The sequence below is a fragment of the Streptomyces sp. NPDC047042 genome, assembly GCF_040644035.1.
GTDB lineage: Bacteria > Actinomycetota > Actinomycetes > Streptomycetales > Streptomycetaceae > Streptomyces.
Genome location: NZ_JBEYVP010000024.1, coordinates 61372 through 85953 on the forward strand (window position 1 = coordinate 61372; position 24582 = coordinate 85953).

Sequence of the window (24582 nt, forward strand, 5' to 3'; positions counted from 1 at the left end):
GGTGCCCTTTCGGAAGGGTGGGCGGCCGCTGGTCGGTCGGCCTATGTCCGGTCAGCGGTCCCCGAAGATCGTGCGGTGCCAGTCCTTGCGGGCAACCGCGGTGTTGTCGAACATGACGTGCTTGATCTGTGTGTACTCCTCGAACGAGTACGCGGACATGTCCTTGCCGAAGCCGGACGCCTTGTACCCTCCGTGCGGCATCTCGCTGATGATCGGGATGTGGTCGTTGACCCACACACAGCCCGCCTTGATCTCACGGGTGGCGCGGTTGGCCCGGTAGACGTCCCGGGTCCAGGCGGAGGCGGCGAGACCGTAGGGCGTGTCGTTGGCGAGACCGATGCCCTCGTCGTCGCTGTCGAAGGGCAGGACGACCAGCACGGGCCCGAAGATCTCCGACTGGACGATCTCGCTGTCCTGGGCGGCGTCGGCGACCAGGGTGGGCCGGTAGTAGGCGCCGCTCTTCAGCTCCCCCTGAGGAGCCTCGCCGCCGGTCACCACGCGCGCGTAGGCACGCGCCCGCTCGACGAAACCGGCGACACGGTCGCGTTGCGCGTGCGAGATGAGCGGCCCGATGTCGGTCGCCGGGCCGAACGGATCACCGACCCGTACGCCCTCCATCAGCGCGGCGGTCCTGGCGACGAACTCCTCGTACAGCGGGCGTTGCACGTACGCGCGCGTGGCGGCCGTGCAGTCCTGCCCGGTGTTGATGAGGGCGCCGGCGACAGCGCCGTTGACGGCGGCGTCGAGATCGGCGTCGTCGAAGACGAGGAAGGGGGCCTTGCCGCCGAGTTCCAGGTGGAGCCGCTTGACGGTGGCGGTGGCGACCTCGGCGACCCGCTTGCCCACGGCGGTGGACCCGGTGAAGGACGTCATGGCGACATCGGGATGCCCGACGAGATGCTCACCGGCTTCCTTGCCGGTCCCGGTGACGATGTTGACGACACCGTCCGGGATCCCGGCCGCGGTGGCCGCCTCGGCGAAGAGGAGGGAGGTCAGCGGGGTCAGCTCGGCGGGCTTGAGCACGATGGTGTTGCCGGCCGCGATCGCCGGGAGAATCTTCCAGGCGGCCATCTGGAGCGGGTAGTTCCAGGGCGCGATGGAGCCGACGACACCGATGGGTTCCCGGCGGACGTACGAGGTGTGGTCGCCTGAGTACTCCCCGGCCGACTGGCCCTGGAGATGCCGGGCGGCGCCCGCGAAGAACGCGGTGTTGTCGATCGTGCCCGGCACGTCGAACTCTCGGGTCAGCTTGAGGGGCTTGCCGCACTGGAGGGACTCGGCGCGCGCGAATTCCTCGGCTCGCTCGGCGAGGACGGCGGCGAAACGGTGCAGCGCGTCGGAACGCTCGCCCGGAGTGGCCCCGGCCCAGCCCGGGAAGGCCGCGCGCGCGGCGGCGACAGCGGCGTCCACGTCCGCGTGACCGGCCAGCTCGTACGAGTAGACCGTGTCGCCGGTGGCCGGGTCGACGACCGCGAACGTGTGGCCGGAGGTGCCGTGGGTCGGACGGCCCGCGATGTACTGCGCGCCTGCCGCGAGCCGTTCCTGTGCCGGGAAGCGATGGCCCGAATTGTGCATGTCGCTCTCCTCCGCCGCCCTCCCCGTACTGCGGGGGTCAACGTAGCTCCGAGTCGATTTGAGTGCCGATCCTGACAGAGTAAGTGGACTCCAACAAGTGATTCCGTTGTTGCCTTTTGGTTACGCGACGGAATCTGTCGGCGAGGTGTCCAGTCGGACGGGAAATCAAGGGACGCGATGTCAGTGGTGACTGCCAGACTCGCGTGCATGGGGAAACTCGCTCAGAAGCCGGAAAAACCTGGGAAGCCGGGGCAGATCGATTCATGGGAGGCGCTGACCAGGGAAGTCCGTGCGGGGACCCAGGTCAAGTACCTGCACTTCTGGGGGCACCGGCCCCGCCCGGACGGCGGTGTGGGGGCGAGCTGTCTCAGCCAGTGGTGGCCGGCCGCGTTTTCCGTTGACGGGGTGGAGTACGCGACGGCCGAGCACTGGATGATGGCCGCCAAGGCCCGCCTGTTCGAGGACGCGGAGGCGGAGCGCCGGGCGATCTCGGCACCGAACCCGGCACTGGCGAAGAAGGCCGGCCGGCTGGTGCGCGGCTTCGACGAGGCCGTGTGGGAGCGCGAGCGGTTCGCGATCGTGGTCGAGGGCAGCGTCCACAAGTTCGCCGCGCATCCCGCGCTGCGGGAGTTTCTGCTGGGCACGGGCGAGCGCGTCCTGGTGGAGGCGAGCCCGGTGGACCGTGTATGGGGCATCGGCCTCGCCGCGAACGACGAGGCGGCGATGAACCCGGAACGCTGGCGCGGCCCAAACCTGCTGGGCTTCGCGCTGATGGAAGCACGGACTCGGTTGCGAGAAGGCTGAGGTGCCGCCGGCAACCTTGACTGGTCCGGGCTGCAGCGGAGGACTGGCGGCACCACGAGACCGGCCCGCACCCCCACGCCGGTGACACAGCCACACCCGGCCCACACCGGCACGGGGTTCGCCCGGGACCGTCAAAGCCGCCGGTCACCGGTCAGAGGCACCCGCCACCGACACACCCGGGGCCCGCCGGATGGGGCCAACCCCACCGACGCGCGCATTCCGCCGCAACCCACGGATGGGGCCACAGCCGCGCCGGCGTGCTCATTCCGCCGGGCCCGGCAAGGCCTCCGGCCACCGGCTACACACACCCGACACCGACACAGCCGGGGCCCGACGCATAGGGACGCCCCCGCCGACGCGCGCATTCCGCCGAGACGGGCAAAGCCGCCGCTCAACGGCCACACGCCGGACGCCGACACAGCCGCGCCCTGCGGACGGGGCCACCCCCGCCGACGTGCGCTCTCCGCCGGGACCGGCAAAGCCGCAGCTCACCGGCCGCACACACCCGACACCGACACAGCCGCGCCCGACGCATGGGGCCAACCGCACCGACGCGCGCATTCCGCCGGGACCCACGGATGGGGCCACAGCCGCGCCGGCGTGCTCATTCCGCCGGGACCGGACAGAGCCCGGCGCGACAAGTCGCACACACCGACGGCGGCACAGAGGGCTGGGCCCCGCCTACGTGGGCGGGCGTTTCGCTGGGACCGGGCAGGGACGGCCGCCTCCGGACGCACGGCCCGGGGGCGGTACGGGACGCGCACCCGCCAGCTGCAGCTCCACGTTCTCGCGGCACGCGCACCACGTCGGACCCGGCCGAGCCGCCTCCCGGGCCGCTCGGTCGGACCGGACCTGTACCCCAGCCCTACCGGGGCTGGGACAAGACGCTCGAGTAGCTGCCCTCGTCGGTGTTCAGGGAGCCCTGCTCGCCCAACACGATCAAGAGGGCGCCCAGCGCCACGGCCAGGACGATGCCCACGGCACCGCAGATTATCCCGGCCAGTGCCTGGCCCGCGTTGGTCGCCTGGCCCCGGCGGGCCCGCTGGCGGGCGACCAGGCCGAAGACCACGGCGAGGATGCCGAGGACGATCGCCAGCGGCCAGATGCAGAAGACGGCGGCCGAGACGATGCCGACCACGAGTGAGGCCGTACCCAGGCCGTTCATCGGCTGCGGCGCCATGGGGGCCCAGCCGTAGCCGGGCCCTCCGCCGTACGTCGGATACGTGGGCCCGGAACCGGCGTATCCGGGCTGCTGCGGATAGCCGTAACCCGCCCCTGACGGATAGGACGGGTAGGCGTACGGGGCCTGTCCGGGGCCGTCGGGTGCTATCGGCGGCGGGGGGACCGGTGCGCCGGGTGCGCCGGGCTGGGTGTAGGCGGCCTGCGGGGCGGGGGGTGCGAAGGGGTTGTCCCGCGGGGCGCCCGCCGCGGGGCCGCCGGGCGGGGCGAAGGGGTTGGACCAGGGCCGGGAGTCCTGTGCGCCCGACGGGGGTGAGACGACCGTGGGGGTGGAGGGAGGGGGCTGGTTGGTGTCGCCGTTGGTCCAGTACAGGGTGGTGGCGGGGCTGTCGGAGCCGGAGCCGGGCCCGTCCGCCGCCGGCGCCGCCCACGGGTCGCGCTCGGCGCCGGAATCCGCCGCACCCCCGGGCGCGGACTCGGCCGGAGGCTTCTCCAGCGGGACCCGCGCAGGTGTACCGCTCGCGGCAGGGCTCTCCCCGGCGGCTCCGCCGCTCTCCGCACCCCCCGAACCCGCCCCCTCCGCAGGCATGTTCTCCGGCGAGTGCGGCGGCTGCGCGGCATCGGACATGCTCGGGGTCCCCTCGTTCGTACGTTCTGTCATGCTACGGCCCGGGGTCAGAGGGGCGACGGGGGCACCTCGTAACCCACAGGCGTCTCCCCGCAGGCCCGTCCTACGATGATCCCCGAGTCATCGATCAGCCGATCACCCGCGTCCCGCCGGCCTCCGCACGGTCCGGGGCGCCGTTCCCGGGGAGGAACCCTTGACAGACCACCACCAGCGTGACGCAGCCGGCGCCCGCGACCCGCACGCCTTCATCGCCGGGCTGCCCAAGGCCGAACTGCACGTCCACCACGTCGGCTCCGCCTCCCCCCGGATCGTCTCCCAGCTGGCCGCCCGCCACCCCGACTCCCAGGTGCCCACCGATCCCGAGGCCCTGGCCGACTTCTTCACGTTCACGGACTTCGCCCACTTCATCAAGGTGTACCTGTCCGTCGTGGACCTCGTCCGCACACCCGAGGACGTACGGCTGCTGACGTACGAGATCGCCCGGGACATGGCCCGGCAGCAGGTCCGCTACGCCGAGCTGACCATCACCCCCTTCTCCTCCACCCGCCGGGGCATCGACGAGCGGGCCTTCATGGACGCGATCGAGGACGCCCGCAAGTCGGCGGAGGCCGAGTTCGGGACCGTACTGCGCTGGTGCTTCGACATCCCGGGCGAGGCCGGTCTCGAATCGGCCGAGGAGACGGTACGGCTCGCCACCGACGACCGGCTGCGCCCGGAGGGCCTGGTGTCGTTCGGGCTCGGCGGCCCGGAGATCGGCGTCCCCAGGCCGCAGTTCAAGCCGTACTTCGACCGGGCGATCGCCGCCGGACTGCGGTCGGTGCCGCACGCGGGCGAGACCACGGGACCGGAGACGGTGTGGGACGCGCTGAACCACCTGCGCGCCGAGCGCATCGGGCACGGCACGAGTTCCGCCCAGGACCCCGAACTGCTCGCGCACCTCGCCGAGCAGCGCATCGCCCTGGAGGTCTGCCCGACCTCCAACATCGCCACACGCGCGGTGCGCACGCTCGACGAGCACCCCATCAAGGAGTTCGTGCGGGCGGGCGTCCTGGTCACGATCAACTCCGACGACCCGCCGATGTTCGGCACCGACCTCAACAGCGAGTACGCGGTCGCCGCCCGGCTGCTGGACCTCGACGAGTGGGGTATCGCCGACCTCGCGAAGAACGCCGTGGAGGCCTCCTTCCTCGACCCGGCGGGCAAGGCGGCGCTGGCCGCCGAGATCGACACGTACACCTCGGAGTGGCTCGCCCCCTGAGGCACCTCGTCACCTTCCGCCCCAGCACAATGGGGTCATGCAGAACGTGACCGCCGTGGCCCATCGCGGCGACCCCTACCGCTTCCGTGAGAACACGACCGACTCGCTGCGTTCCGCGCTCGAACAGGGCGCGGACGCGGTCGAGATCGACGTACGCCTCACCCGTGACGGCGTGCCCGTGCTGCTGCACGACGCGACGCTGAAGCGGCTGTGGGAGCGGGAACGGCCGCTGGCCGCACTGTCGTCGGCCGAGGTGAGCGGGCTGACGGAGGGCGGGGTGCCGACGCTCGCGGAGGCGCTGGCGGTGACCGAGGGCAGCCGGGTGATGATCGATCTGCCGGGGTCGCCCGATGTGCGGGCGGCACGGCGGGTACTGGACGTGGTCCGGGAGTGCGCCGCGCAGGACCGCGTGTACTACTGCGCGGACGCCCCGGCGATGCTCGCGGTGCGGGCGGCCGACCCGTCCGCGGAGATCGCCCTGACCTGGAAGAGCATCGCACCGCCGCGCCCGGCCCTGCTCGCCGAGGTACGCCCGCGCTGGCTCAACTACCGCTTCACTCTCGTCGACCGGGCGCTCGTGGCGCGGGTGCACCGGGGCGGCCACCTGCTGTCGGTGTGGACCCCGGACACCCGTCGTGCCATGCGCCGGCTGCTGGACGCGGGCGTCGACTCGATCACCACCAACCGGATCGACGCGCTGTGCGCGCTGCGGAAGGGCTGAGATCGCGAGAGCTCAGGGGGTCCCCACTCTGGACTCCTGAGCCACGGTCGCCGGGTCGGCCGGGGTGTCCCGGGTGACGTACTGCGGGACGGGGGCGTCGTCCTTGCCGGTGTCGCGGACCAGGCCGTAGCGGATGGCGCCCTCGGGGGGTCCGACGGTCACGTCGTCCTCCACCTTGTCCCAGGTCGTCGGGAAGACGTTCAGGCCGTAGTCGGCGCCGCGTTCGTTCACGGTGAGGGTGACGGCGCCGTCCACGTAGAAGTACTCGTTCTGCCACATCTGCTGGGTGCCGGGCGGCGGGACGGCGTAGCCGGTGGACGCGCTGCCCATCCCGGTGGCGGAGGCATCGGTGCTGCTCACCCGGTCGTCCATCCGGCGGCCGCCGCCCGAGGCCACGTGGAAAAGCCTGCCCTTCAGGCCGGTCCAGGCCGGCATGACCAGGCTGCCGGCCCGGTACTGCGGTGAGATCTGCCAGCGGACGAGGACATAGCCCCGGCCGGTGAGCGTCACGCTGTCCCCGCGGTGGTTCATGGTGGCGTGCGCGCCGCCGGTGCTCGTGATCCCCGACTCGGGCCGCCGTGGGAGGACCGCCGGCCGTGCGTTCGGGTCGGGCGCCGGGTCGACTGCGTCGACGACCGTCCCGTACAGGTCGGGCGCGGGCCGCGTCGGCGAGGGGCTGGGAGAGGGCGAGGCCGACGGCGAGGGGGACGGCGACGAGGACCGGGGCGAGGCCGTGACGGGCGCCTTGGGCTGCGGGTGGGCCGTGGGGGCGATGACGGCCGGCGGCGGGTCCTGGGCGGGCTGCGTCACGACGTACGCGCCGCCCGCGACGATCGTCGCCCCGGCGCTCAGGGCGACGGCCGGCTTGGTCAGGGCGCCCAGCACCTTGCCCGACCAGCCGACGGAGGCCCCGGTGGTGGCAGCGACGGCGGTTTTGCCGCCGAAGGCCAGCGACAGGGTGAACCCCACGGGCAGCGGGACGAGCGCGATGCCGACCAGCAGCCGTTCCGCCGGTACGACGGCCTCCTCGCCGGGGCTCGCGCAGTAGGCGCACCCCCGGATGTGCCGGGCCAGCCGCTTGCGCCACACGGAGTCCGGGGGGCCGTCCCAGCGGGCGGTCAGTTCGCGCAGGTCGGGGCAGGCGCCGTCGAGCGCCCGTACGATTCCGCGTGAGACCTCCAGTCGCTCCTTCATCCGCTGGACGCGTACGGCGGCGTGCTGCCTGCTGATGCCGACGGCGGCGGCCAGCTCACGGCGGCTGAGTTCGCCCGCGACCTCCAGCCACCACAGGGACAGCAGCTCCCGGTCCTCGCCGTCGAGCCAGCGCACCGCCTCCGCGACCTCGCGCCGCTGCCCCTCCAACTGGAGCCGCAGTACGGTGAGTTCGGCGAAGTCGGCGGCGTCGTCGGCCGTGCCGTCACGCAGGGTGTCGGTCGTACGGCGGCGGGCGCGGTCCCGGATCTGCCGCATCGCGATCGCCACGAGCCACGACCGGAAGCTGTCCGGGTCACGCAGGGAGCCGAGGTTCTCGACGGCCCGGAGCATGGTCTCCTGCACGACGTCGTCCACGTCCGCGTGCCCGTTCAGGGCGCGGCCGACAATGTTGTAGACCAACGGCAGCCAGCCCGCGACCAGCTCGTCCAGCGCCCGCCGGTCACCGGCCTGCGCCGCAGCGATGGTGGAACTCCACTGGCGCCCGTCCACAAAAGCACCCTTTCTCGTACGTGTGTGCACCTTACGTCGCGCTATGCACACCAGTTCCCCACGAGGTCGCCCGAGGAGACGGATCAGGGGCACCGCCGATAACACTTTTCGGGCGATCCCTAGGTGCGAACCCCGACAAGATCCGGACGCGGTACGCCAGTTGCCCCGAGTCGGACCCCGGGGTCGGCGTCGTCCTCACCGACGATCCCCGCCACTCCACAACGATCAAGAATGTGAACATCAACACCAGCCGCCACCACCAGGAGCAGCCGATGCGCATGCGCACCCGTACCGTCGCCAGAGCCACAGCCCTCGCGACCGTTCTCACGCTCGCCCTCGCCCTGCCGGCCGGTGCCCTTGCCGCTCCCGTGTCGGCCGCCTCCGCCACCGACCCGGCGACCGTGCCGGACCCGGCACCGAACGCGAAGGCCCTGCGGGCCGCGCTCGCCGGTTTACCGGACGCGACCGCGACCGCCGCCCTGGTACGGGTCGGCGGCAGCGGCGGGAGCTGGCGGGGCAGCGCCGGGGTGCACGACCTGGAGAGCGGGCGGGCGGCGGACCCGAACGCGCGCTTCCGGGCCGGATCGACGACGAAGGTGGTCACGGCGGCGGTCGTGCTCCAACTCGCGGCGGAGGGCGAGGTGGACCTCGGCCGCCCGGCCCGGCACTACCTCCCGGACCTGATCCCCGCCGCGTACGAACGCGTGACCGTACGTCAACTGCTGAACCACACCAGCGGCATCCCGGCCGCCGACGCCCCCGGTACGACCTTCGAGGAGTGGTACGCACACCGCTTCGACCTCAATTCGCCCCGCGCGATGGTCGTTTCGGCCACCGCCAAGAAGCCCGAGTTCACGCCGGGCACCCAGCAGCACTACCTCAACATCAACTACACCGTCCTCGGGCTGCTGATCGAGCGGATCACCGGCCACTCGTACGACCAGGAGACCGCTCGCCGGATCTTCGCCCCGCTGAGGATGCGGCACACGTACTTCCCCGGCTCCGACCCGGACATCCGGGGGCCGCACAACCACGGCTACCAGGCGGTGCCGCGCGCGGACGGCACGACGGAGTACCGCGATGTCACGGTGTGGGGCACCACGGACGGGTGGGCGGCGGGCTCCATGATCTCCACGACGGCCGACCTGGAGCGGCTCCTGAAGGGCCTGTTCCGCGGGCGGGTCGTGCCGCGGCCGCAGCTGGAGGAGATGTTCACCGTCCCCGCCGACGTGCCCGGTGCCACGATGAGCGCGGGTCTCCAGCGGTACGTCACCGACGACGGCACCGAGCTGTGGCTGAAGACGGGTGGCCGTTGGGGCTACAACGCGGCGATCGCCGCCACCCGCAATCTGTCCCGCACCCTCGTGTACAGCGTCAACTCGACCGATGCGAAGGGCAAGGGCATGAATCCCGTGGCCGAGCGCATCCTGCGAGCGGCCTTCACACCGCGACCCGACCCCCGCCCGAAGGCACCGCTGTCAACGCCTCCAGCCTCTTGATCCGCTTCCGCACGACGTACAGCGGGATCACGCCGAACACCCCGAACGACATGTCGATCACCGTCCACCACAAGGGAATTCCCCGGATCGGCCCGCAGATCAAGGCGAGCGGGATGACGCCGGCGCAGGCGATCATGCCGAACTCGACGACCCAGATGTTGCGTACGGGGTCGCGGTAGGGCCCGTAGAAGGCGACCGCGATGACGAGGTGGGCGAAGGCGAGCCAGTCCGTGCCGTAGAGGACGAAGGGGTAGCGCCGGTCCGTGGCGTCGAGCCCGTCACGGACCCGCTCGATCCAGTCCATCAGCCCCGGCAGGTGCTCAGGGACGGCGAGGGCCCGCAACAGGCTCTCGGTCCAGCGCAATTCGTGAACCAGGGGAAACGCCGTGGCGCCACTGAGCGCCAGACACACGACGAAGAGGACCAACCAGGCGCGGATGCCCCGGAGCAGGGCGGCTCTGTCGCTCATGGGGACAGCATACGCCCGAGTTGAACACGTTCAAAAACGCAGAGGCCGTTCAGGCAATGCCCGTTCCAGGCGAGGCCGTTCAGGCCTGTTCACAGCCCCACGATCGCGTTCCACCGCCTGGCGAACCCCACCCTCTCCTTCCCGGTGATGTCCCGGGCGATCGCCAGCCGTCGGCGCATCGCGCTGTCGGGGAAGATCAGCGGGTCCTCGGCGAGGGCCGCGGTCTCCTCGTCCTTGGCGGAGGCCAGCACGTCCCGCGCCGCCGGCACCGGGCAGACATAGTTGACCCACGCGGCCAGTCCGGCGGCGACCTCGGGCCGGTAGTAGTAGTCGATCAGCGCTTCCGCGTTCGCCTTGTGCCGGGCGAGGTTCGGGATCATCAGCGACTCCGCCCACAGTTCGGCGCCCTCCTCCGGGACGACGAAGCGGATGTCCGGGTCGTCCGCCTGGAGCTGGATCACGTCACCCGAGTAGGCCTGGCAGGCGAGCACGTCGCCGCTCGCGAGGTCCTTGATGTAGTCGTTGCCGGTGAAACGGCGGATGTGCCCGGCGCGCACCCGCCGGGCGACCTGCTCGCAGACCAGCTCGAAGTCGTCCGCGGTCCACCGGGTGATGTCGACCCCGTTGCCCTGCATGAGCAGCGCGAACGCCTCGTCCAGCCCGGAGAGAAGAGTGACGCGCCCTCTGAGGTCGTCCGCCCACAGGTCGGACACGTGCCGGATCTCCCGGCCGAGCCCGCGCCGGTTGTACGCGATACCGGTGATCCCCGACTGCCACGGCACCGTGAACCGGCGACCGGGGTCGAAGGCGGGTGAACGGAGCTGCGGGTCAAGGTACTTGGCCACGTTCGGCTGCCGGGCGCGGTCCATCTCCTGGACCCACCCCAGCCGGACGAACCGCGCACACATCCAGTCGCTGACGACGACGAGGTCCCGGCCGGTCGCCTGGTGGTTCATCAGCGCGGGGCTGACCTTCCCGAAGAACTCGTCGTTGTCGTTGATCTCCTCGACGTAGTCGACGGCTATCCCCGTACGCCGCTCGAACCCCTCCAGCGTGGGCCGCCGCCGCGTGTCCTCGTCGTCGGTGTCGATATAGAGGGGCCAGTTCGCCCAGGTCAGCCGCTTGTCCCGGGCGGACAGATCGGTCGCGGCCCGTTTTCCCGGGGCCACATAGGCGGCGGGCACACCGCAACCGGCGAGCGCCACACCCCCACCGACCACCCCCAGTGCGCGCAGCAGGGACCGCCGGTCGAGAGCCGCGGAAACACGTGACACTGACATCCCGTCAGCATGCCCGCGACACGCGCGGCCGGGCAATCGACGCCAAGCCGAGCGATACGGCGCCACAGTGGCACCCTGTCGGCCCCGCGACCCGTTCAGCCCGCCCCGGAACCACGCGGCCCCGGACGGAGAACTCCCGTCCGGGGCCGCGCCCTTGCCGCGACGAACCGTCAGCCGCCGAGGGACGTCATGACGTGCTTGATCCGCGTGTAGTCGTCGAAGCCGTACCCCGAGAGGTCCTTGCCGTAGCCGGACTTCTTGAAGCCGCCGTGCGGCATCTCCGCGACCAGCGGGATGTGGGCGTTGATCCACACGCAGCCGAAGTCCAGGGTCTTCGACATCCGCATCGCACGCGCGTGGTCCTTCGTCCACACGGACGAGGCGAGGGCGTAGTCGACGCCGTTGGCCCACTCCACGGCCTCCGCCTCGTCCGAGAAGGACTGCACGGTGATGACCGGGCCGAAGACCTCGTTCTGGATGATCTCGTCGTCCTGCTTCAGGCCCGACACGACGGTCGCGGCGTAGAAGTAGCCCTTCTCACCGACCTGGTGACCGCCCGCCTCGACCTTGGCGTGGGCGGGCAGCCGCTCGATGAACCCGCTCACCTGCTTGAGCTGGTTCGGGTTGTTCAGCGGCCCGTACAGCACGTCCTCGTCGTCCGGCTGCCCGGTCTTCGTCTCGGCGGCGGCCTTCGCGAGCGCCGCCACGAACTCGTCGTGGATGGCCTCCTGGACGAGCACGCGCGTGGCCGCCGTACAGTCCTGGCCGGCGTTGAAGAAGCCCGCCACGGAGATGTCCTCGACGGCCTTGGCGATGTCGGTGTCCTCGAAGACCACGACCGGCGCCTTGCCGCCCAGCTCCAGGTGCACCCGCTTGAGGTCCTTCGACGCGGACTCGGCGACCTGCATCCCGGCTCGTACCGAACCGGTGATCGACGCCATCGCCGGCGTGGGGTGCTCGACCATCAGCCGGCCGGTGTCACGGTCGCCGGTGACGACGTTGAAGACACCCCTGGGCAGGATCGAGCCCATGATCTCGGCCATCAGGACGGTGGAGGCGGGCGTCGTGTCCGACGGCTTCAGCACCACCGTGTTGCCGGCCGCGATCGCCGGGGCGAACTTCCACACGGCCATCATCATCGGGTAGTTCCAGGGCGCGACCTGCGCGCAGACCCCGACCGGCTCGCGCCGGACGATCGACGTCATCCCGTCCATGTACTCACCGGCGCTGCGCCCCTCCAGCATCCGCGCCGCACCCGCGAAGAAGCGGATCTGGTCCACCATCGGCGGGATCTCCTCGGACCGCGTGAGCCCGACCGGCTTGCCGGTGTTCTCCACCTCGGCCGCGATGAGCTCCTCGGCCCGCTCCTCGAACGCGTCCGCGATCTTCAGCAGGGCCTTCTGCCGCTCGGCCGGCGTCTTGTCCCGCCAGGCGGGGAAAGCGGCGGCGGCCGCCGCCATGGCCGCGTCGACGTCCGGCTGCCCGGACAGCGGCGCGGTCGCGTACGCCTCGCCCGTCACGGGGTTGACCACCTCGGTGGTCCGCCCGTCGGCGGCGTCCCGGAACTCACCATCGATGTAGTTGCGCAGACGACGCAGCTCGGTGCTCACTGCCGGCCCTCCAGGTTCGGGGTGTCCATGGGTTGAGACACCCACCCTATTCCGCATTCCGACGTTTTCAACACCCCCGCTCCCCCGGAAGCTGCGAAATCCGCAAGACAAGCGTCCATGAACAACGAATTTCATCGATCGAGCCTTGCGAAACCGTCGACACCTCGTGCACAGTGAGCGCGTGGCCAGTCGAAGCGCAGAGCACAGGGACTCCCGCGAGTCCAGGAACGGCACTCCCCAGCTGGACGCCGTCTCCCTCGCCATCATCGAACAGCTCCAGGAGGACGGCCGTAGACCGTACGCGGCGATCGGCAAGGCGGTGGGCCTCTCGGAGGCGGCCGTGCGCCAGCGCGTACAGAAGCTGCTCGACCAGGGCGTGATGCAGATCGTCGCCGTCACGGACCCGCTCACCGTGGGTTTCCGCCGGCAGGCGATGGTCGGCGTCAACGTCGACGGCGACCTGGACCCCGTGGCCGACGCGCTGAGCGCCATGCCGGAAGTCGAGTACGTGGTGATGACCGCGGGTTCCTTCGACATCCTCGCCGAGATCGTGTGCGAGGACGACGACCACCTGCTGGACGTCATCAACAAACGCATCCGGGCGCTGCCCGGCGTGCGCTCCACCGAAAGCTTCGTCTACCTCAAGCTCAAGAAGCAGACCTACATGTGGGGAACCCGATAACCGTGACGACCACCGACAGCCACACTCCCAGTTCCAGTTCCAGTTCCGACGACCTCAGCCGCTCCGCCTACGACCACCTGTGGATGCACTTCACCCGCATGTCGTCGTACGAGAAGGCACCCGTCCCGACGATCGTCCGGGGCGAGGGCACGTACATCTTCGACGACAAGGGCCGGCGCTACCTCGACGGCCTGGCCGGGCTGTTCGTGGTCCAGGCCGGTCACGGGCGCACCGAGCTGGCCGAGACCGCCTTCAAGCAGGCGCAGGAGCTGGCGTTCTTCCCCGTGTGGTCGTACGCGCACCCGAAGGCCGTGGAGCTGGCGGAACGTTTGGCCCACTACGCGCCGGGCGACCTCAACAAGGTCTTCTTCACCACCGGTGGCGGCGAGGCCGTCGAGACCGCCTGGAAGCTCGCCAAGCAGTACTTCAAGCTGGTCGGCAAGCCCACCAAGTACAAGGTCATCTCGCGTGCCGTCGCCTATCACGGCACCCCGCAGGGCGCCCTGTCCATCACCGGCCTGCCCGGCCTGAAGGCGCCCTTCGAGCCGCTCGTCCCCGGCGCCCACAAGGTCCCCAACACCAACATCTACCGCGCCCCGATCCACGGCGACGACCCGGAGGCGTACGGCCGCTGGGCCGCCGACCAGATCGAGCAGGAGATCCTCTTCGAGGGCCCGGACACCGTGGCCGCCGTCTTCCTGGAGCCGGTACAGAACGCGGGCGGCTGCTTCCCGCCCCCGCCGGGCTACTTCCAGCGGGTCCGCGAGATCTGCGACAAGTACGACGTGCTGCTGGTGTCGGACGAGGTCATCTGCGCCTTCGGCCGCCTCGGCACGATGTTCGCGTGCGACAAGTTCGACTACGTCCCGGACATGATCACCTGCGCCAAGGGCATGACCTCGGGCTACTCCCCGATCGGCGCGTGCATCATCTCGGACCGGCTCGCCGAGCCGTTCTACCAGGGCGACAACGTGTTCCTGCACGGCTACACCTTCGGCGGCCACCCGGTGTCGGCGGCGGTGGGCCTGGCCAACCTCGACCTGTTCGAGCGCGAGAACCTCAACCAGCATGTGCTCGACAACGAGGGCGCGTTCCGTTCGACCCTGGAGAAGCTGCACGACCTGCCGATCGTCGGTGACGTCCGCGGCAACGGCTTCTTCTACGGCATCGAACTGGTCAAGGACAAGGCGACCAAGGAGTCCTTCGACGCGGAGGAGACGGAACGTATCCTCTACGGCTTCGTCTCCAAGGCCCTCTTCGAGAACGGCCTGTACTGCCGGGCCGACGACCGCGGCGACCCGGTCATCCAGCTCGCCCCGCCGCTGATCGCGGACCAGCAGACGTTCGACGAGATCGAACAGATCCTGCGCGCGACGCTCACGGAGGCGTGGACCAAGCTGTAGCCTCCGGCGATTGTGCGGCCCGGGTACACCCGTACGAGTGAGAACGGGTGTACCCGGGCCGTGTGCTGTCCGGCGTTCCCGGCCCGGATCCCTAGCGTGCCCTGTAACCGATCGGCCCTGTCTTCGTTCCCCCGCACGGGGGATGGACTCAGGGAATTACGGATCTGAACGAGGTGTACGCCCATGGTGGCCCCGCCGGACAACGACGTGCTCTGGGCTCGCGCCCTGCACTTCCAGCACAACGACGGCTCGCCCGCGCTGAGCGGCGTCTCGCTCGGTGTCCGGGAGGGCGAGATCCTCGCCGTGAGCGGCCCGCGCGGCTGCGGCAAAACGACCCTGCTGCGCTGCCTCTCGGGGCTGGTACGCCCGCTGCGGGGCGAGGTCTGGTTCAACAGCGTGCCCGTGCACACGATGGGCCCGCTCACCCGCGAACGGCTGCGGCGCGACCGGTTCGGCTGGATCGACCCGGCCCCGGTCCTCGTACCGGAACTGAACGTCTGGGAGAACGCGGCCCTGCCCCTCATGCTGCGCGGCACCAGTCGCCGGCGCGCCAAGACGGCGGCCCTGGAGTGGCTGGAGCGCCTGGACATCGGCGACCGGGCCCGAAAGCGTCCGTACGAGCTGCGGCAGTCCGAACGCCAGCGCGTCTCGATCGCGCGGGCGCTCGCCCCGGCCCCCACGGTCCTGTTCGCGGACGAACCGACGGCGCCCCTCCACCGGGCGGACCGCGCCCACGTACTCAGAACCCTGACGACAGCGGCCCGCTCGCACGGCATCACGGTGGTCCTGGCGACGCATGACGCGGACACGGCGGCGCTGGCGGACCGCACGGTCTCGTTGCTCGACGGGCGGCGCGTGAACACCGTCCATCTGCCCCCGGTCGTCGAGACTCCCGCCGACACCGGGAGCGAGACGGAAGGCCGGGCCGCGTGCTCGCTCTCCGTCTAGCCCGCCGCGCGCACCCGGGCGTCCAGCTCCGCCGACTGCTGGTCGCGACGGCGTCGGCGGCCACGGGTTTCCTTCTCCTGGGCACACTGGGCCACGCCCTCGCCCACCAGGACACACCTGGCGGATCGGTCCTGCGGCTGGCCTGGTGCGTGGCCCCGCTGGCAGCCACGGTCTACTTCGCGGTGACGGTGGCCCGCACGGACCCCGGCACGAAACCGCGCCCCGGCCTGGCGGCGATCGGCCTGGGCCCGGCCCGCCTGATGGCCATCTCGGCGACGACGACAGCCCTGTCCTGCACCCTGGGTTCGATGGTGGCCCTCCTGTTCTTCCTCCACCTGCGCGGCGACCTGACCGGCATGCCCTTCGACGGCGACGCGGCGGACTTCCTGGCCGCCGACCAGCCCCTCCCCCTCCCGGCCGCCCTGACCCTGCTCACCCTCGTCCCGGTGACGGCATCACTCTCGACGGCCCTGACCCTGCGCCCAAGAATCCCCGCCCCCACCCGCCACCACAGGTACGGCCGCTTCACCACCCACCTCCACCGCCCCACCGCAAACAGCAGCGCCGCCGAGGCAACCCGCCCGCCTGCGGGCAGTCGTGCCGCCGAGGCCACACGCGACACCCCGCAAGCCGGCCCGCCGTCTGTGGGCAGTCGTGCCGCTGGGGCGGCACGGGTGGGCGCAGGCGGCACCCCGCAAGCGCCGGGCAGCGCATCCCACCCCCCGGCAGCAACCCCGGGTTCCACCGAAACCCCGGCCCAGGAAACCCACCTCACCCCCACCGACCCCACCCCCACCGACCCCCACGCCCTCCCCACCCCCCGAGACCTCCCCTGGGGCATCGCCGTACTCGCCGCAGGCCTAGCCGTGGAGGCCTACGCCACCCGCACCCCCCACACCCCCCTCGCCATCCCCGGCGGAGCCACCGGCAGCCCCGCCGCCGTACTCATCGGCTGGACCCTCACCGCCCTGGGCCTCGCCCTGGCCGGCCCCGGCCTCGCACACCTGTGCGGACGCCTGCTGCAAGCAGTCCGCCCCGGCGCCCTCCGCCTCCTCGCCGGCCGCGTCCTCATGGAGGAGGCGACCCGTATCGGCCGCCCCCTGGGCGTCGTCTGCGCGGTGGCGTCGGGCGCGTACGCCATGATCGCGCTGTACGACGACGCCGCCGACGACCCGTCCCTCGGCCCCCTCACCACCCTGGGCGCCCTGGTCGTGGTGGGCTGCACCGTCGGCGCGCTCCTCACGGCCGCCGCCGAGGCCAGGCTCGCCCGCGCGGACACCACCGCGGCCCTGCTCCGCCTCGGCGCACCGGCCACGACCCTGCGCACCGCCGCCGGCCTGCGCGCGGCCGCCCTCCTCGCCCTGTTCGCCCCCCTGACCCTCCTGATCGCCGAGCTGGCGGCACTACCGCTGACGGCCTGAAACCCGTACTGAAAACCCGTACGAAAAAAATCCGCTCGCACCGATGAGTTCCGCACAGCCCCCGGGTCTACCCCACCGAACAGCACGACACCCCCACCCACCAACGGGAGAGACCCTCATGAGCGAGTACCAGCAGATGATCTTCGTGAACCTGGCCGTCAACGACGTCGCCGCGTCGAAGAAGTTCTTCACCGAGCTCGGCTACACGATCAACCCGCAGTTCACGACCGACGACACCGCCTGTGTCGTGATCAGCGACACGATCATCGCGATGCTGCTGAGCAAGTCCCGCTACGCCGACTTCACGAAGAAGGAGATCGCGGACTCCACGAAGACCAGCGAGGTCCTGATCTGTCTGAGCGCCGAGAGCCGGGCGAAGGTGGACGAACTGGTCGACGGGGCACTCGCGGCGGGCGGTACCGAGCCGCGCGAGGCGCAGGACTACGGCCAGATGTACGGCCGTGCGTTCGACGACCTCGACGGCCACACCTGGGAGGTCATGTGGATGGACCCGGCGGCCGTCCAGGGCTGACCCGACCGTGCTTACATGGGCGGGTGCAGACGAGCCCCGCCCATGCGGCCCACCACGACGACCGTGAGATCGAGACGCTCGAGGAGTTCGACGCGGTCGTCTCCGCACGCGGCACACTCGCCGGATTCCGCGTCCAGGCCGTCGATCTGACGGACCGTACGAAGGAGTTGCTGACCAGCTCCGCCACGGGCACCGTCTTCCTCGGCTGCCCGATGCGCCCGGACGCGGCGGCGAAGGTCCGCGCGGACGGCGCCCTGGTCTTCCCGCCGGTCCCGGACCTGCCCTTCGACCCGTACCGCGGCCGCCTCTACGCGCCGGACGAGTTGTTCGCCGGGCTCGACAAGGGCTACGAGCAGACGCCGGACGCCCTCGGGTACGCCTGGTTCCAGCGCACCAAGGCCGACGGCGACATCTACGCCTCGATGCTGCGCTCCGTCCACGACGACGCCATCTCCGACGCCCTCGACGAACTCCTGCGCGCCACACAGGTGGTGGGGGTGATGGGGGGTCACGCGATGGCACGCGGCACGCAGGCGTACGCCGGTGCCGCGCGCCTGGGGCGCGAGCTGACGCGCGCCGGGTTCACGGTGGCCACGGGCGGCGGCCCGGGCGCGATGGAGGCGGCGAACCTCGGCGCGTACGCGGCACCCTTCGACGACACCATGCTCGACGACGCGTGCGAACTCCTCGCCGGGGCGCCCTCGTTCACGCCCTCGATCACCGACTGGGCGCGCGCCGCATTCGACGTCCGCGCCCGCTGGCCCAAGGGGGGCGGCTCGGTGGGCATTCCGACCTGGTTCTACGGGCACGAGCCGCCGAACGCCTTCGCCTCGCACATCGCCAAGTACTTCGCCAACGCCACCCGCGAGGACGGGCTGTTGGCCCGCTCGACCGCGGGGGTCGTCTTCCTGCCGGGTGCCGCCGGGACCGTACAGGAGATCTTCGACAACGCGACGCCGAACTACTACGAGTCGCGCGGCGAGCCAACACCCATGGTCCTGGTGGACCGTGTCCACTGGACCGAGCGGCTGCCCGCCTGGCCGTTGCTCCAATCCCTGGCGCGGGGGCGGGCGATGGAGGCCCGAATTGCCCTGGTCGACCGGATCGAGGACGCTCCGGCGGCGTTGAAACGCCTTGCCGGTTAACGGGTAGGCAAAACAAATGCCTGGAGCCTGCATACAGATTGACAGCCCTTATGCCGCGCTTATAAACCTGTGAGACTCGTGGGGGTGACGAGGTGATGAGGTCTCTTCACTCCCTCCACCCCCCTCAGTTGTGCATCCCGTGAAGGGCAACCGTGTCCATATCTTTCCGTAACGCACGTTCCGTGCGCATTCTCGGTGTTGCCTCCGCCTCGGCCGCGCTCGCGCTTGGCGTCGCCGGCAACGCGTTCGCCTGCAACATCACTGAGTTCTCCGCCGTCGCCAAGTGCGACGGCGAAAAGGGTGTCATCAGCGTCACCGACAAGGACCCGTCGGGCACCCCCGCCACTGTCACCGTCTACCTGGGTGACAAGGTCATCGGCACCCAGGACATCGTGGGCAGCCGTGAGGGCGTCACCGTCGACTTCTCGGAGGACTGGGCGCCGAACACGACGTACCGCGTGCACGTCAAGGCCGGCAAGCTGGTCGACGACTACGTCAAGCCTGACGTTCTCACCGGTGGCGAGGCCTGCAAGACGGAGACGACCCCGTCGCCGACCCCGACCCCGCCGGCCTCGGAGACCCCGAAGCCCTCGGAGCCCGCCGCCACTCCGACCCCGTCGGCGTCGGAGCCCGAGGAGTCCGCCACGCCGACTCCGTCGGCCTCCGAGAGCACCCCGGGTGCTCCGGCGGACAGCGTTCCGACGCCCGCGGGCGGTAGCTCCAACCTCGCCGAGACCGGCGCCAGCTCGAACACCGGCATGATCGCCGGCATCGCGGCTGCCCTGGTCGTCGTCGGTGGCGGCGCCGTCTTCTTCGGCCTGCGCCGTCGTGGTGCGTCCAACAACAGCTGACGTTCCGCTCGCCGTATCCGCAGTACCTGGCTGTACGTTGTGGCCCGTCCCCGAGTCCGGGGGCGGGCCACCGCGCTGTCGTCAGCCGAAAGTCGCCCTCCGCAGCCAGAACTCCAGCAGCTCGCGCTCTCCGAGGATCTCCAACCCCGGGCTGTCCAGCGGCAGTCGGCGGTAGAAGGCGAGCATGACGTCGGTGAGCGGACCGCGCAGGGCGACCGTCGCTTTTTCGTGGCCGCGCCGCCAGACGACACCGCTCTCGGTGAGCTCAACCAGCCACTCGGCGTTCAACTCCGGCCCGCTGTCCGTGGCGTGGAGATGGATGCTGTGGCCCGGTCCGCGTCGCAGCTCACTCGCCGCGTCGTGCGGCTGCGTCCGCTGTACGAACTCGACGATCTGCAGCCACTCGTCGATCGCGTCGGCGGCGATGTCGGCCGCGACCTCGTACGGCAGCCCGGCGGCGAGGGTCGCGTCCGCGCGGTGGACGGTGATCTCGTGGGCCATCCGGCGCGCCCAGAAGCCCGAGGTGTGGATCCCCGCCCACGCCCACACCTTGGTGTCGGGCCCGGCCTCGCGCAGCGCGCCGACGACCAGTTCACCGGTCTCGGCCAGCCACGCGTCCAGCGCGGCGGCATCCCCCTGGGTCTCAGGGCCCTCGCACAGGGGTATCAGATCCTCGTCGATGTCCTCCTCGGCCCGCGCCCGCACCAGCGCGTCCACCCAGCGCAGCGCGCCGCCCGTGTGCCGCACCAACTGCTCCAGCGACCAGTCCGGGCAGGTCGGCACGGTCGCGGACAGCTCGGCGCCGGAGGTCACGACAGCTCTCAACTGTCCGATCTGATGGGCGATTTCATCGCAATAGCGGTCATGTGCGAGTGTCGTCATGCCCCGAACCCTATGAGGGGTCCCGTCAGCCGAGCACGACAATTTCGGCCGCGTCGAAGGCCACCCCGACCTCGTCCCCTGGCTCCGGCGCCGCCCGCAGCGCACACGCGGCCTCCAGGCGGGGCGCGTTTTCGGGCTGGAGCTGTACGGCGACATGCGTACCCCGGAAGGTACGCGCGGCCACGGTGCAGCGCAGGCCCTCGGCGGCGGGCACCAGGCGCACCCCGGCGGGCCGTACGAGCAGCGTGCGCGTCCCCTGGGGGGCGCCCTCGGGGACCGGGACCTTGCCCCAGGGGGTGTCCGCGGCCTGCCCGCTCACCGTCGCGTCCACGACGTTGTCGAAGCCGAGGAAACGGGCCACGAACTCGTCGGCGGGTTGCTGCCAGACCTCAAGTGGCGTACCGGACTGGGCGATTCGCCCCTCACGCATCACGATCACCCGGTCGGCGAGGGCGAAGGCCTCGCCCTGGTCATGGGTGACGGCGAGCACGGTGGTGCCCAACCGGCCCAAGAGTTCCCGGAGTTCGACGACGAGCCGCTCGCGCAGCGAGCGGTCCAGCTGGCCGAGCGGTTCGTCGAGCATCAGCAGCCGGGGGCGCGGCGCGAGGGCGCGGGCGAGGGCGACGCGCTGCTGCTCCCCGCCGGACAGCGCGGCGACGGCCCGACGGGCGGCGCCGGGCAGCCCGACCAGTGCCAGCAACTCCCTTACGCGTAGCTCCTGTTGCGCCTTGGACACGTGGTGCATGCGCAGCCCGAAGGCGACGTTGGCGCCGACGTCCCGCTGGGGGAACAGCTGGTGGTCCTGGAACATCAGGCCGACCTCACGCTTGTGCGCGGGCACCCCGGCGAGGTCCCTGCCGTCGAGCGACACCCGCCCCGCGTCGAGGGGTTGGAGGCCGGCGACCGCCCGCAGCAGCGTCGATTTCCCGCTGCCGCTGGGGCCGAGCACGCACACGGTCTCGTGCTCGGCGACATCGAGGCCGACGCCGTCCAGCACGGGCCGCGACCCGAACCGTACGGTCGCTCCGTCGAGACTGAGCATGGTCAGAACTCCCCCGTCCGGTCGGTCCGCAGCCGCTCCAGCACGAGCAGGGCCACCGCGCACACCAGCATCAAGATCGTCGAAAGGGCCATCGCCTGGCCGTAGTTGAGGTCACCGGGGCGGCCCAGCAGACGGGCCACGGCGACCGGCAGGGTCGGGTTGTCGGGCCGTGCGATGAACACGGTCGCCCCGAACTCGCCCAGCGACACGGCGAACGCGAACCCGGCCGCGACCAGCAGCGCCCGCCGCACGATCGGCAGATCGACCTCCCGCCAGACCCGCCACGGCGACGCCCCGAGCACCGAGGCCGCCTCTCTGAGTCGCTCGTCCACGGCCCGCAGCACCGGCAGCATGGTCCGCACCACGAACGGCACCCCGACCAGCGCCTGCGCCAGCGGTACGAGGATCCAGCTGCTGCGCAGATCGAGCGGCGGCTCGTCGAGCGCGATCAGGAACCCGAACCCGACGGTCACCGCCGACACCCCGAGCGGCAGCATCAGCAGTGCGTCGAACCCCCGTACGAGCCGCCCGGCGTCGCGCCGGGTGAGCGCCACGGCGGCCAGCGACCCGACGACGACGGCGATGGCCGTGGCGGCGACGGCGTACTGGAGCGAGTTGCCGATGGCGGCGATCGGCGCCACCAGGAAGATGCCCGAGTCGTCGCGGCTGAGCGCCCGGTAGTAGCCGAGGCCCGCGCCGCCCGGTGTGGCGAACGACCGCTGCACGAGCACCGCGAGCGGCAGCACCAGCAGGAGGGCGATGCTGGTCAGCACCCCGGCGAGCAGCGCCCACTGGCCCCGGCCGCGTGGCCTGCGGGCGGTCGTCTCCGGTGCCACGAGCCGCAGCGCGCTCTCCCGTCGCCGTACCGTCCCGGCGTGCACGGCGAGGATCGCGCCCACCGCCACGAACTGCACGATCGTCAGCACGGCCGCCGTACCGAGGTCGAAGATCTCCGAGGTCTGCCGGTAGATCTCCACCTCGAGGGTGGCGAAGGTCGGCCCGCCGAGGATCTGCACCACTCCGAAGGAGGTGAAGGTGAAGAGGAAGACCATGAGCGCGGCGGCGGCGACGGCGGGGGCGAGAGCGGGCAGTGTGACCTGCCGCCAGGCGGTGAACCGCGAGGCCCCGAGCACCCGCGCGGCCTCCTCCTGCCGTGGGTCGAGCTGCGCCCAGAGCCCGCCGACCGTCCGTACGACGACGGCGTAGTTGAAGAAGACATGCGCGAGCAGGATCGCCCACACGGTCGTGTCCAGCCGTACGCCCCACAGTTCGTCGAGCAGCCCGCCGCGCCCGACCAGTGCCAGGAACGCCGTACCGACCACGACGGTCGGTATCACGAAGGGCACGGTCACCACGGCCCGCAGAATCTGCTTGCCCCTGAAATCGAAGCGTGCGAAGACATACGCGCCGGGGAGCGCGATCAGCAGCGTGAGCGCGGTGGACGCGAGCGCCTGCCAGACGGTGAACCAGAGCACGTGCCGAATACCGGAGTCGCCGAGCACGTCCCCCAGCTGCCCCAGCCGCCAGACCCCGTCGACGTGCAGACCGCGCGCGACGATCGCGGCGACGGGATAGGCGAAGAAGAGCGCGAAGAAGACGACGGGCAGCACGAGCAGGGCACCGCGCAGAGCGGCGCCCCGCCTGCGCGCGGGCGCCCCGGCTACCTCGGCTACTTCAGTACGAGCGATGTCCACGACTTGACCCACTGGTCACGGTCTTCGGCGATCTTCGCGGGGTCCATCGTCTCGGGGTCCTTGGCCTGCGGCCCGTACTCGGTGAACTCGGCGGGCACCTTGGCGCCCTCGCGCACCGGGTACACGAACATGTTGAGCGGCATGTCCTCCTGGAAGGTCCTGCCGACCAGGAAGTCGAGCAGCGCCTTGCCGCCCGCGCTGTTCTTGGCGTTGCTGAGCAGCCCCGCGTACTCGATCTGCCGGAAGCAGGTGCCCATCGCGACCCCGGTCGGAGCGGCGGTCGGCTTCGGGTCGGCGAAGATCACCTCGGCGGGCGGCGAGGAGGCGTACGAGACCACGAGGGGCCGGTCGCCCTTGGCCTTCTTGCCGCCGGCCGACCCGGAGAACTCCTCGTTGTACGCCTGCTCCCAGCCGTCGACCACCTTGACGCCGTTGGCCTTGAGCTTGGCCCAGTAGCCGGTCCACCCGTCGTCGCCGTACTTGGCGGCGCTGCCGAGCAGGAACCCGAGTCCGGGCGAGGAGGTGGAGGCGTTCTCGGTGACGAGGAGGTCCTTGTAGGCGGGCTTGACCAGATCGTCGAAGGACTCGGGTGGGGTCAGCTTGTGCTCGCTGAACCAGCCCTTGTCGTAGTTGACGCAGATGTCGCCGCTGTCGATCGGGGTGACCCGGTGCTTGTCGTCGTCGGTCCGGTACGCGGGCAGGATCGCGTCGGCGTCCTTCACCTCGTACGACTGGAACAGGCCGTTGTCGAGCGCGCGGGAGAGCAGGGTGTTGTCGACGCCGAAGAAGACGTCGCCCTGCGGGTTGTCCTTGGTCAGGATCGCCTTGTTGACGGCCTGCCCGGCGTCGCCGTCCTTGAGGACCCTGACCTTGTACCCGGACTGCTTCTCGAAGGCGGCGAGGACGCCCTTCGAGACGGCCCACGAGTCATGGCTGACCAGGGTGACGGTCTTGGATTCCGCAGCCGAACCGCTGCCGCCGTCCTCGGACCCGCACGCGGACAGCGCGACGAGCCCGAGCCCGACGGCAAGGGCCGTGACCTGCTTGGTGATGCTCACTGGATTCTTCCTCCTGGGATGACCAGGAAGAGACGCGGCCCTGCCCGGACCCCGTGACGGGTTCCGGGCAGGGCGCAACAGCTTGAGTGATGACCGAACTTCCTACCCAGAATGACCTGGGCGAGGTTCAGAGGGTCTGCGGGCTGTCCCGCACTCTCAGCGCTGTGGCGCTCCCCTGCCGGAATATGAAGATATGA

At 70.9% G+C, this 24582-nt stretch carries 21 protein-coding genes and 1 riboswitch; of the genes, 11 read left to right on the forward strand and 10 right to left on the reverse strand.

What is annotated here, in order from left to right:
* Positions 1 to 51: 51 nt before the first annotated feature.
* Positions 52 to 1575, reverse strand: a complete 1524-nt coding sequence (locus ABZ855_RS27235; protein ID WP_360811145.1) for a gamma-aminobutyraldehyde dehydrogenase — start codon at positions 1573 to 1575, stop codon at positions 52 to 54.
* A gap of 207 nt (positions 1576 to 1782) precedes the next feature.
* On the opposite strand from ABZ855_RS27235, the gene ABZ855_RS27240 reads away from it, so the two are divergent.
* On the forward strand, positions 1783 to 2379 hold the full coding sequence (locus tag ABZ855_RS27240; protein WP_360811147.1) for an NADAR family protein: 597 nt from the start codon (positions 1783 to 1785) through the stop codon (positions 2377 to 2379).
* Between the two features lie 865 nt (positions 2380 to 3244).
* Here ABZ855_RS27240 and ABZ855_RS27245 read toward each other — a convergent pair.
* Positions 3245 to 4186, reverse strand: a complete 942-nt coding sequence (locus ABZ855_RS27245) for a DUF4190 domain-containing protein (RefSeq protein ID WP_360811149.1) — start codon at positions 4184 to 4186, stop codon at positions 3245 to 3247.
* 193 nt (positions 4187 to 4379) lie between these two features.
* Between ABZ855_RS27245 and ABZ855_RS27250 the strand changes: the two genes are divergently transcribed.
* Both ABZ855_RS27250 and ABZ855_RS27255 read left to right on the forward strand, forming a co-directional pair.
* On the forward strand, positions 4380 to 5444 hold the full coding sequence (locus ABZ855_RS27250; RefSeq protein WP_360811151.1) for an adenosine deaminase: 1065 nt from the start codon (positions 4380 to 4382) through the stop codon (positions 5442 to 5444).
* Between the two features lie 37 nt (positions 5445 to 5481).
* Positions 5482 to 6165 (forward strand): glycerophosphodiester phosphodiesterase, encoded by a 684-nt coding sequence (locus ABZ855_RS27255; RefSeq protein ID WP_360811153.1) that lies wholly within the window; start codon positions 5482 to 5484, stop codon positions 6163 to 6165.
* A gap of 12 nt (positions 6166 to 6177) precedes the next feature.
* Here ABZ855_RS27255 and ABZ855_RS27260 read toward each other — a convergent pair whose 3' ends face one another.
* The gene (locus tag ABZ855_RS27260; protein ID WP_360811155.1) at positions 6178 to 7869 is read right to left on the reverse strand and encodes a sigma-70 family RNA polymerase sigma factor; all 1692 of its coding nucleotides are present in this window, start codon (positions 7867 to 7869) and stop codon (positions 6178 to 6180) included.
* 272 nt (positions 7870 to 8141) lie between these two features.
* Between ABZ855_RS27260 and ABZ855_RS27265 the strand changes: the two genes are divergently transcribed.
* Complete coding sequence (locus ABZ855_RS27265; protein ID WP_360811309.1) at positions 8142 to 9368, forward strand: serine hydrolase domain-containing protein; 1227 nt, start codon at positions 8142 to 8144, stop codon at positions 9366 to 9368.
* Here ABZ855_RS27265 and ABZ855_RS27270 read toward each other — a convergent pair.
* From ABZ855_RS27270 to ABZ855_RS27280, 3 genes are all read right to left on the reverse strand, one after another.
* On the reverse strand, positions 9310 to 9837 hold the full coding sequence (locus ABZ855_RS27270; protein WP_360811157.1) for a hypothetical protein: 528 nt from the start codon (positions 9835 to 9837) through the stop codon (positions 9310 to 9312). The two genes, ABZ855_RS27265 and ABZ855_RS27270, sit on opposite strands and share 59 nt — an antisense overlap.
* A gap of 89 nt (positions 9838 to 9926) precedes the next feature.
* A complete protein-coding gene (locus tag ABZ855_RS27275; protein ID WP_360811159.1) occupies positions 9927 to 11117 on the reverse strand; it encodes a spermidine/putrescine ABC transporter substrate-binding protein in 1191 nt (396 codons plus the stop codon).
* A gap of 170 nt (positions 11118 to 11287) precedes the next feature.
* Positions 11288 to 12727 carry a gamma-aminobutyraldehyde dehydrogenase gene (locus ABZ855_RS27280; protein ID WP_360811161.1) on the reverse strand — a complete coding sequence of 480 codons (1440 nt, stop codon included), beginning with the start codon at positions 12725 to 12727 and terminating at the stop codon, positions 11288 to 11290.
* Positions 12728 to 12893: 166 nt separating this feature from the next.
* Between ABZ855_RS27280 and ABZ855_RS27285 the strand changes: the two genes are divergently transcribed.
* The 7 genes from ABZ855_RS27285 to ABZ855_RS27315 all read left to right on the forward strand — a co-directional run bounded on the left by ABZ855_RS27285 (position 12894) and on the right by ABZ855_RS27315 (position 19709).
* Positions 12894 to 13409 carry an Lrp/AsnC family transcriptional regulator gene (locus tag ABZ855_RS27285; protein WP_360811310.1) on the forward strand — a complete coding sequence of 172 codons (516 nt, stop codon included), beginning with the start codon at positions 12894 to 12896 and terminating at the stop codon, positions 13407 to 13409.
* 2 nt (positions 13410 to 13411) lie between these two features.
* Positions 13412 to 14812 (forward strand): aspartate aminotransferase family protein, encoded by a 1401-nt coding sequence (locus tag ABZ855_RS27290; RefSeq protein ID WP_360811163.1) that lies wholly within the window; start codon positions 13412 to 13414, stop codon positions 14810 to 14812.
* A 183-nt stretch (positions 14813 to 14995) separates the two neighbouring features.
* Positions 14996 to 15760: an ATP-binding cassette domain-containing protein gene (locus ABZ855_RS27295; protein WP_360811165.1), complete on the forward strand. Its 765-nt coding sequence runs from the start codon at positions 14996 to 14998 to the stop codon at positions 15758 to 15760.
* Positions 15742 to 17181 carry a hypothetical protein gene (locus tag ABZ855_RS27300; protein WP_360811167.1) on the forward strand — a complete coding sequence of 480 codons (1440 nt, stop codon included), beginning with the start codon at positions 15742 to 15744 and terminating at the stop codon, positions 17179 to 17181. Before ABZ855_RS27295 ends, ABZ855_RS27300 begins: the two co-directional genes overlap by 19 nt.
* Positions 17182 to 17299: 118 nt before the next feature.
* Positions 17300 to 17713: a VOC family protein gene (locus ABZ855_RS27305; RefSeq protein ID WP_360811169.1), complete on the forward strand. Its 414-nt coding sequence runs from the start codon at positions 17300 to 17302 to the stop codon at positions 17711 to 17713.
* Between the two features lie 23 nt (positions 17714 to 17736).
* The gene (locus ABZ855_RS27310) at positions 17737 to 18858 is read left to right on the forward strand and encodes a Rossmann fold nucleotide-binding protein (protein ID WP_360811171.1); all 1122 of its coding nucleotides are present in this window, start codon (positions 17737 to 17739) and stop codon (positions 18856 to 18858) included.
* 152 nt (positions 18859 to 19010) lie between these two features.
* Positions 19011 to 19709, forward strand: coding sequence for an LAETG motif-containing sortase-dependent surface protein (locus ABZ855_RS27315; protein ID WP_360811173.1), 699 nt, complete (start codon positions 19011 to 19013; stop codon positions 19707 to 19709).
* Positions 19710 to 19790: 81 nt separating this feature from the next.
* Here the strand turns inward: ABZ855_RS27315 and ABZ855_RS27320 are convergent, their stop codons facing one another.
* The 4 genes from ABZ855_RS27320 to ABZ855_RS27335 are packed head-to-tail and all read right to left on the reverse strand — an operon-like array spanning position 19791 to position 24385.
* Positions 19791 to 20591: a maleylpyruvate isomerase family mycothiol-dependent enzyme gene (locus ABZ855_RS27320; protein WP_360811175.1), complete on the reverse strand. Its 801-nt coding sequence runs from the start codon at positions 20589 to 20591 to the stop codon at positions 19791 to 19793.
* A gap of 25 nt (positions 20592 to 20616) precedes the next feature.
* Positions 20617 to 21633 carry an ABC transporter ATP-binding protein gene (locus ABZ855_RS27325; RefSeq protein WP_360811177.1) on the reverse strand — a complete coding sequence of 339 codons (1017 nt, stop codon included), beginning with the start codon at positions 21631 to 21633 and terminating at the stop codon, positions 20617 to 20619.
* A gap of 2 nt (positions 21634 to 21635) precedes the next feature.
* Positions 21636 to 23327, reverse strand: a complete 1692-nt coding sequence (locus ABZ855_RS27330; RefSeq protein WP_360811179.1) for an iron ABC transporter permease — start codon at positions 23325 to 23327, stop codon at positions 21636 to 21638.
* Positions 23303 to 24385 (reverse strand): thiamine ABC transporter substrate-binding protein, encoded by a 1083-nt coding sequence (locus ABZ855_RS27335; RefSeq protein ID WP_360811181.1) that lies wholly within the window; start codon positions 24383 to 24385, stop codon positions 23303 to 23305. Before ABZ855_RS27335 ends, ABZ855_RS27330 begins: the two co-directional genes overlap by 25 nt.
* Positions 24386 to 24466: 81 nt before the next feature.
* Positions 24467 to 24572, reverse strand: a riboswitch (TPP riboswitch).
* Positions 24573 to 24582 lie beyond the last annotated feature (10 nt).

What these genes read in the sequence shown, in the direction of transcription:
- ABZ855_RS27235 (WP_360811145.1), bottom strand. Translation starts at nt 1,575, where the DNA reads ATGCACAATTCGGGCCATCGCTTCCCGGCACAGGAACGGCTCGCGGCA.
- ABZ855_RS27240 (WP_360811147.1), top strand. Translation starts at nt 1,783, where the DNA reads ATGGGGAAACTCGCTCAGAAGCCGGAAAAACCTGGGAAGCCGGGGCAG.
- ABZ855_RS27245 (WP_360811149.1), bottom strand. Translation starts at nt 4,186, where the DNA reads ATGTCCGATGCCGCGCAGCCGCCGCACTCGCCGGAGAACATGCCTGCG.
- ABZ855_RS27255 (WP_360811153.1), top strand. Translation starts at nt 5,482, where the DNA reads ATGCAGAACGTGACCGCCGTGGCCCATCGCGGCGACCCCTACCGCTTC.
- ABZ855_RS27265 (WP_360811309.1), top strand. Translation starts at nt 8,142, where the DNA reads ATGCGCATGCGCACCCGTACCGTCGCCAGAGCCACAGCCCTCGCGACC.
- ABZ855_RS27270 (WP_360811157.1), bottom strand. Translation starts at nt 9,837, where the DNA reads ATGAGCGACAGAGCCGCCCTGCTCCGGGGCATCCGCGCCTGGTTGGTC.
- ABZ855_RS27275 (WP_360811159.1), bottom strand. Translation starts at nt 11,117, where the DNA reads ATGTCAGTGTCACGTGTTTCCGCGGCTCTCGACCGGCGGTCCCTGCTG.
- ABZ855_RS27295 (WP_360811165.1), top strand. Translation starts at nt 14,996, where the DNA reads ATGGTGGCCCCGCCGGACAACGACGTGCTCTGGGCTCGCGCCCTGCAC.
- ABZ855_RS27305 (WP_360811169.1), top strand. Translation starts at nt 17,300, where the DNA reads ATGAGCGAGTACCAGCAGATGATCTTCGTGAACCTGGCCGTCAACGAC.
- ABZ855_RS27320 (WP_360811175.1), bottom strand. Translation starts at nt 20,591, where the DNA reads ATGACGACACTCGCACATGACCGCTATTGCGATGAAATCGCCCATCAG.
- ABZ855_RS27325 (WP_360811177.1), bottom strand. Translation starts at nt 21,633, where the DNA reads ATGCTCAGTCTCGACGGAGCGACCGTACGGTTCGGGTCGCGGCCCGTG.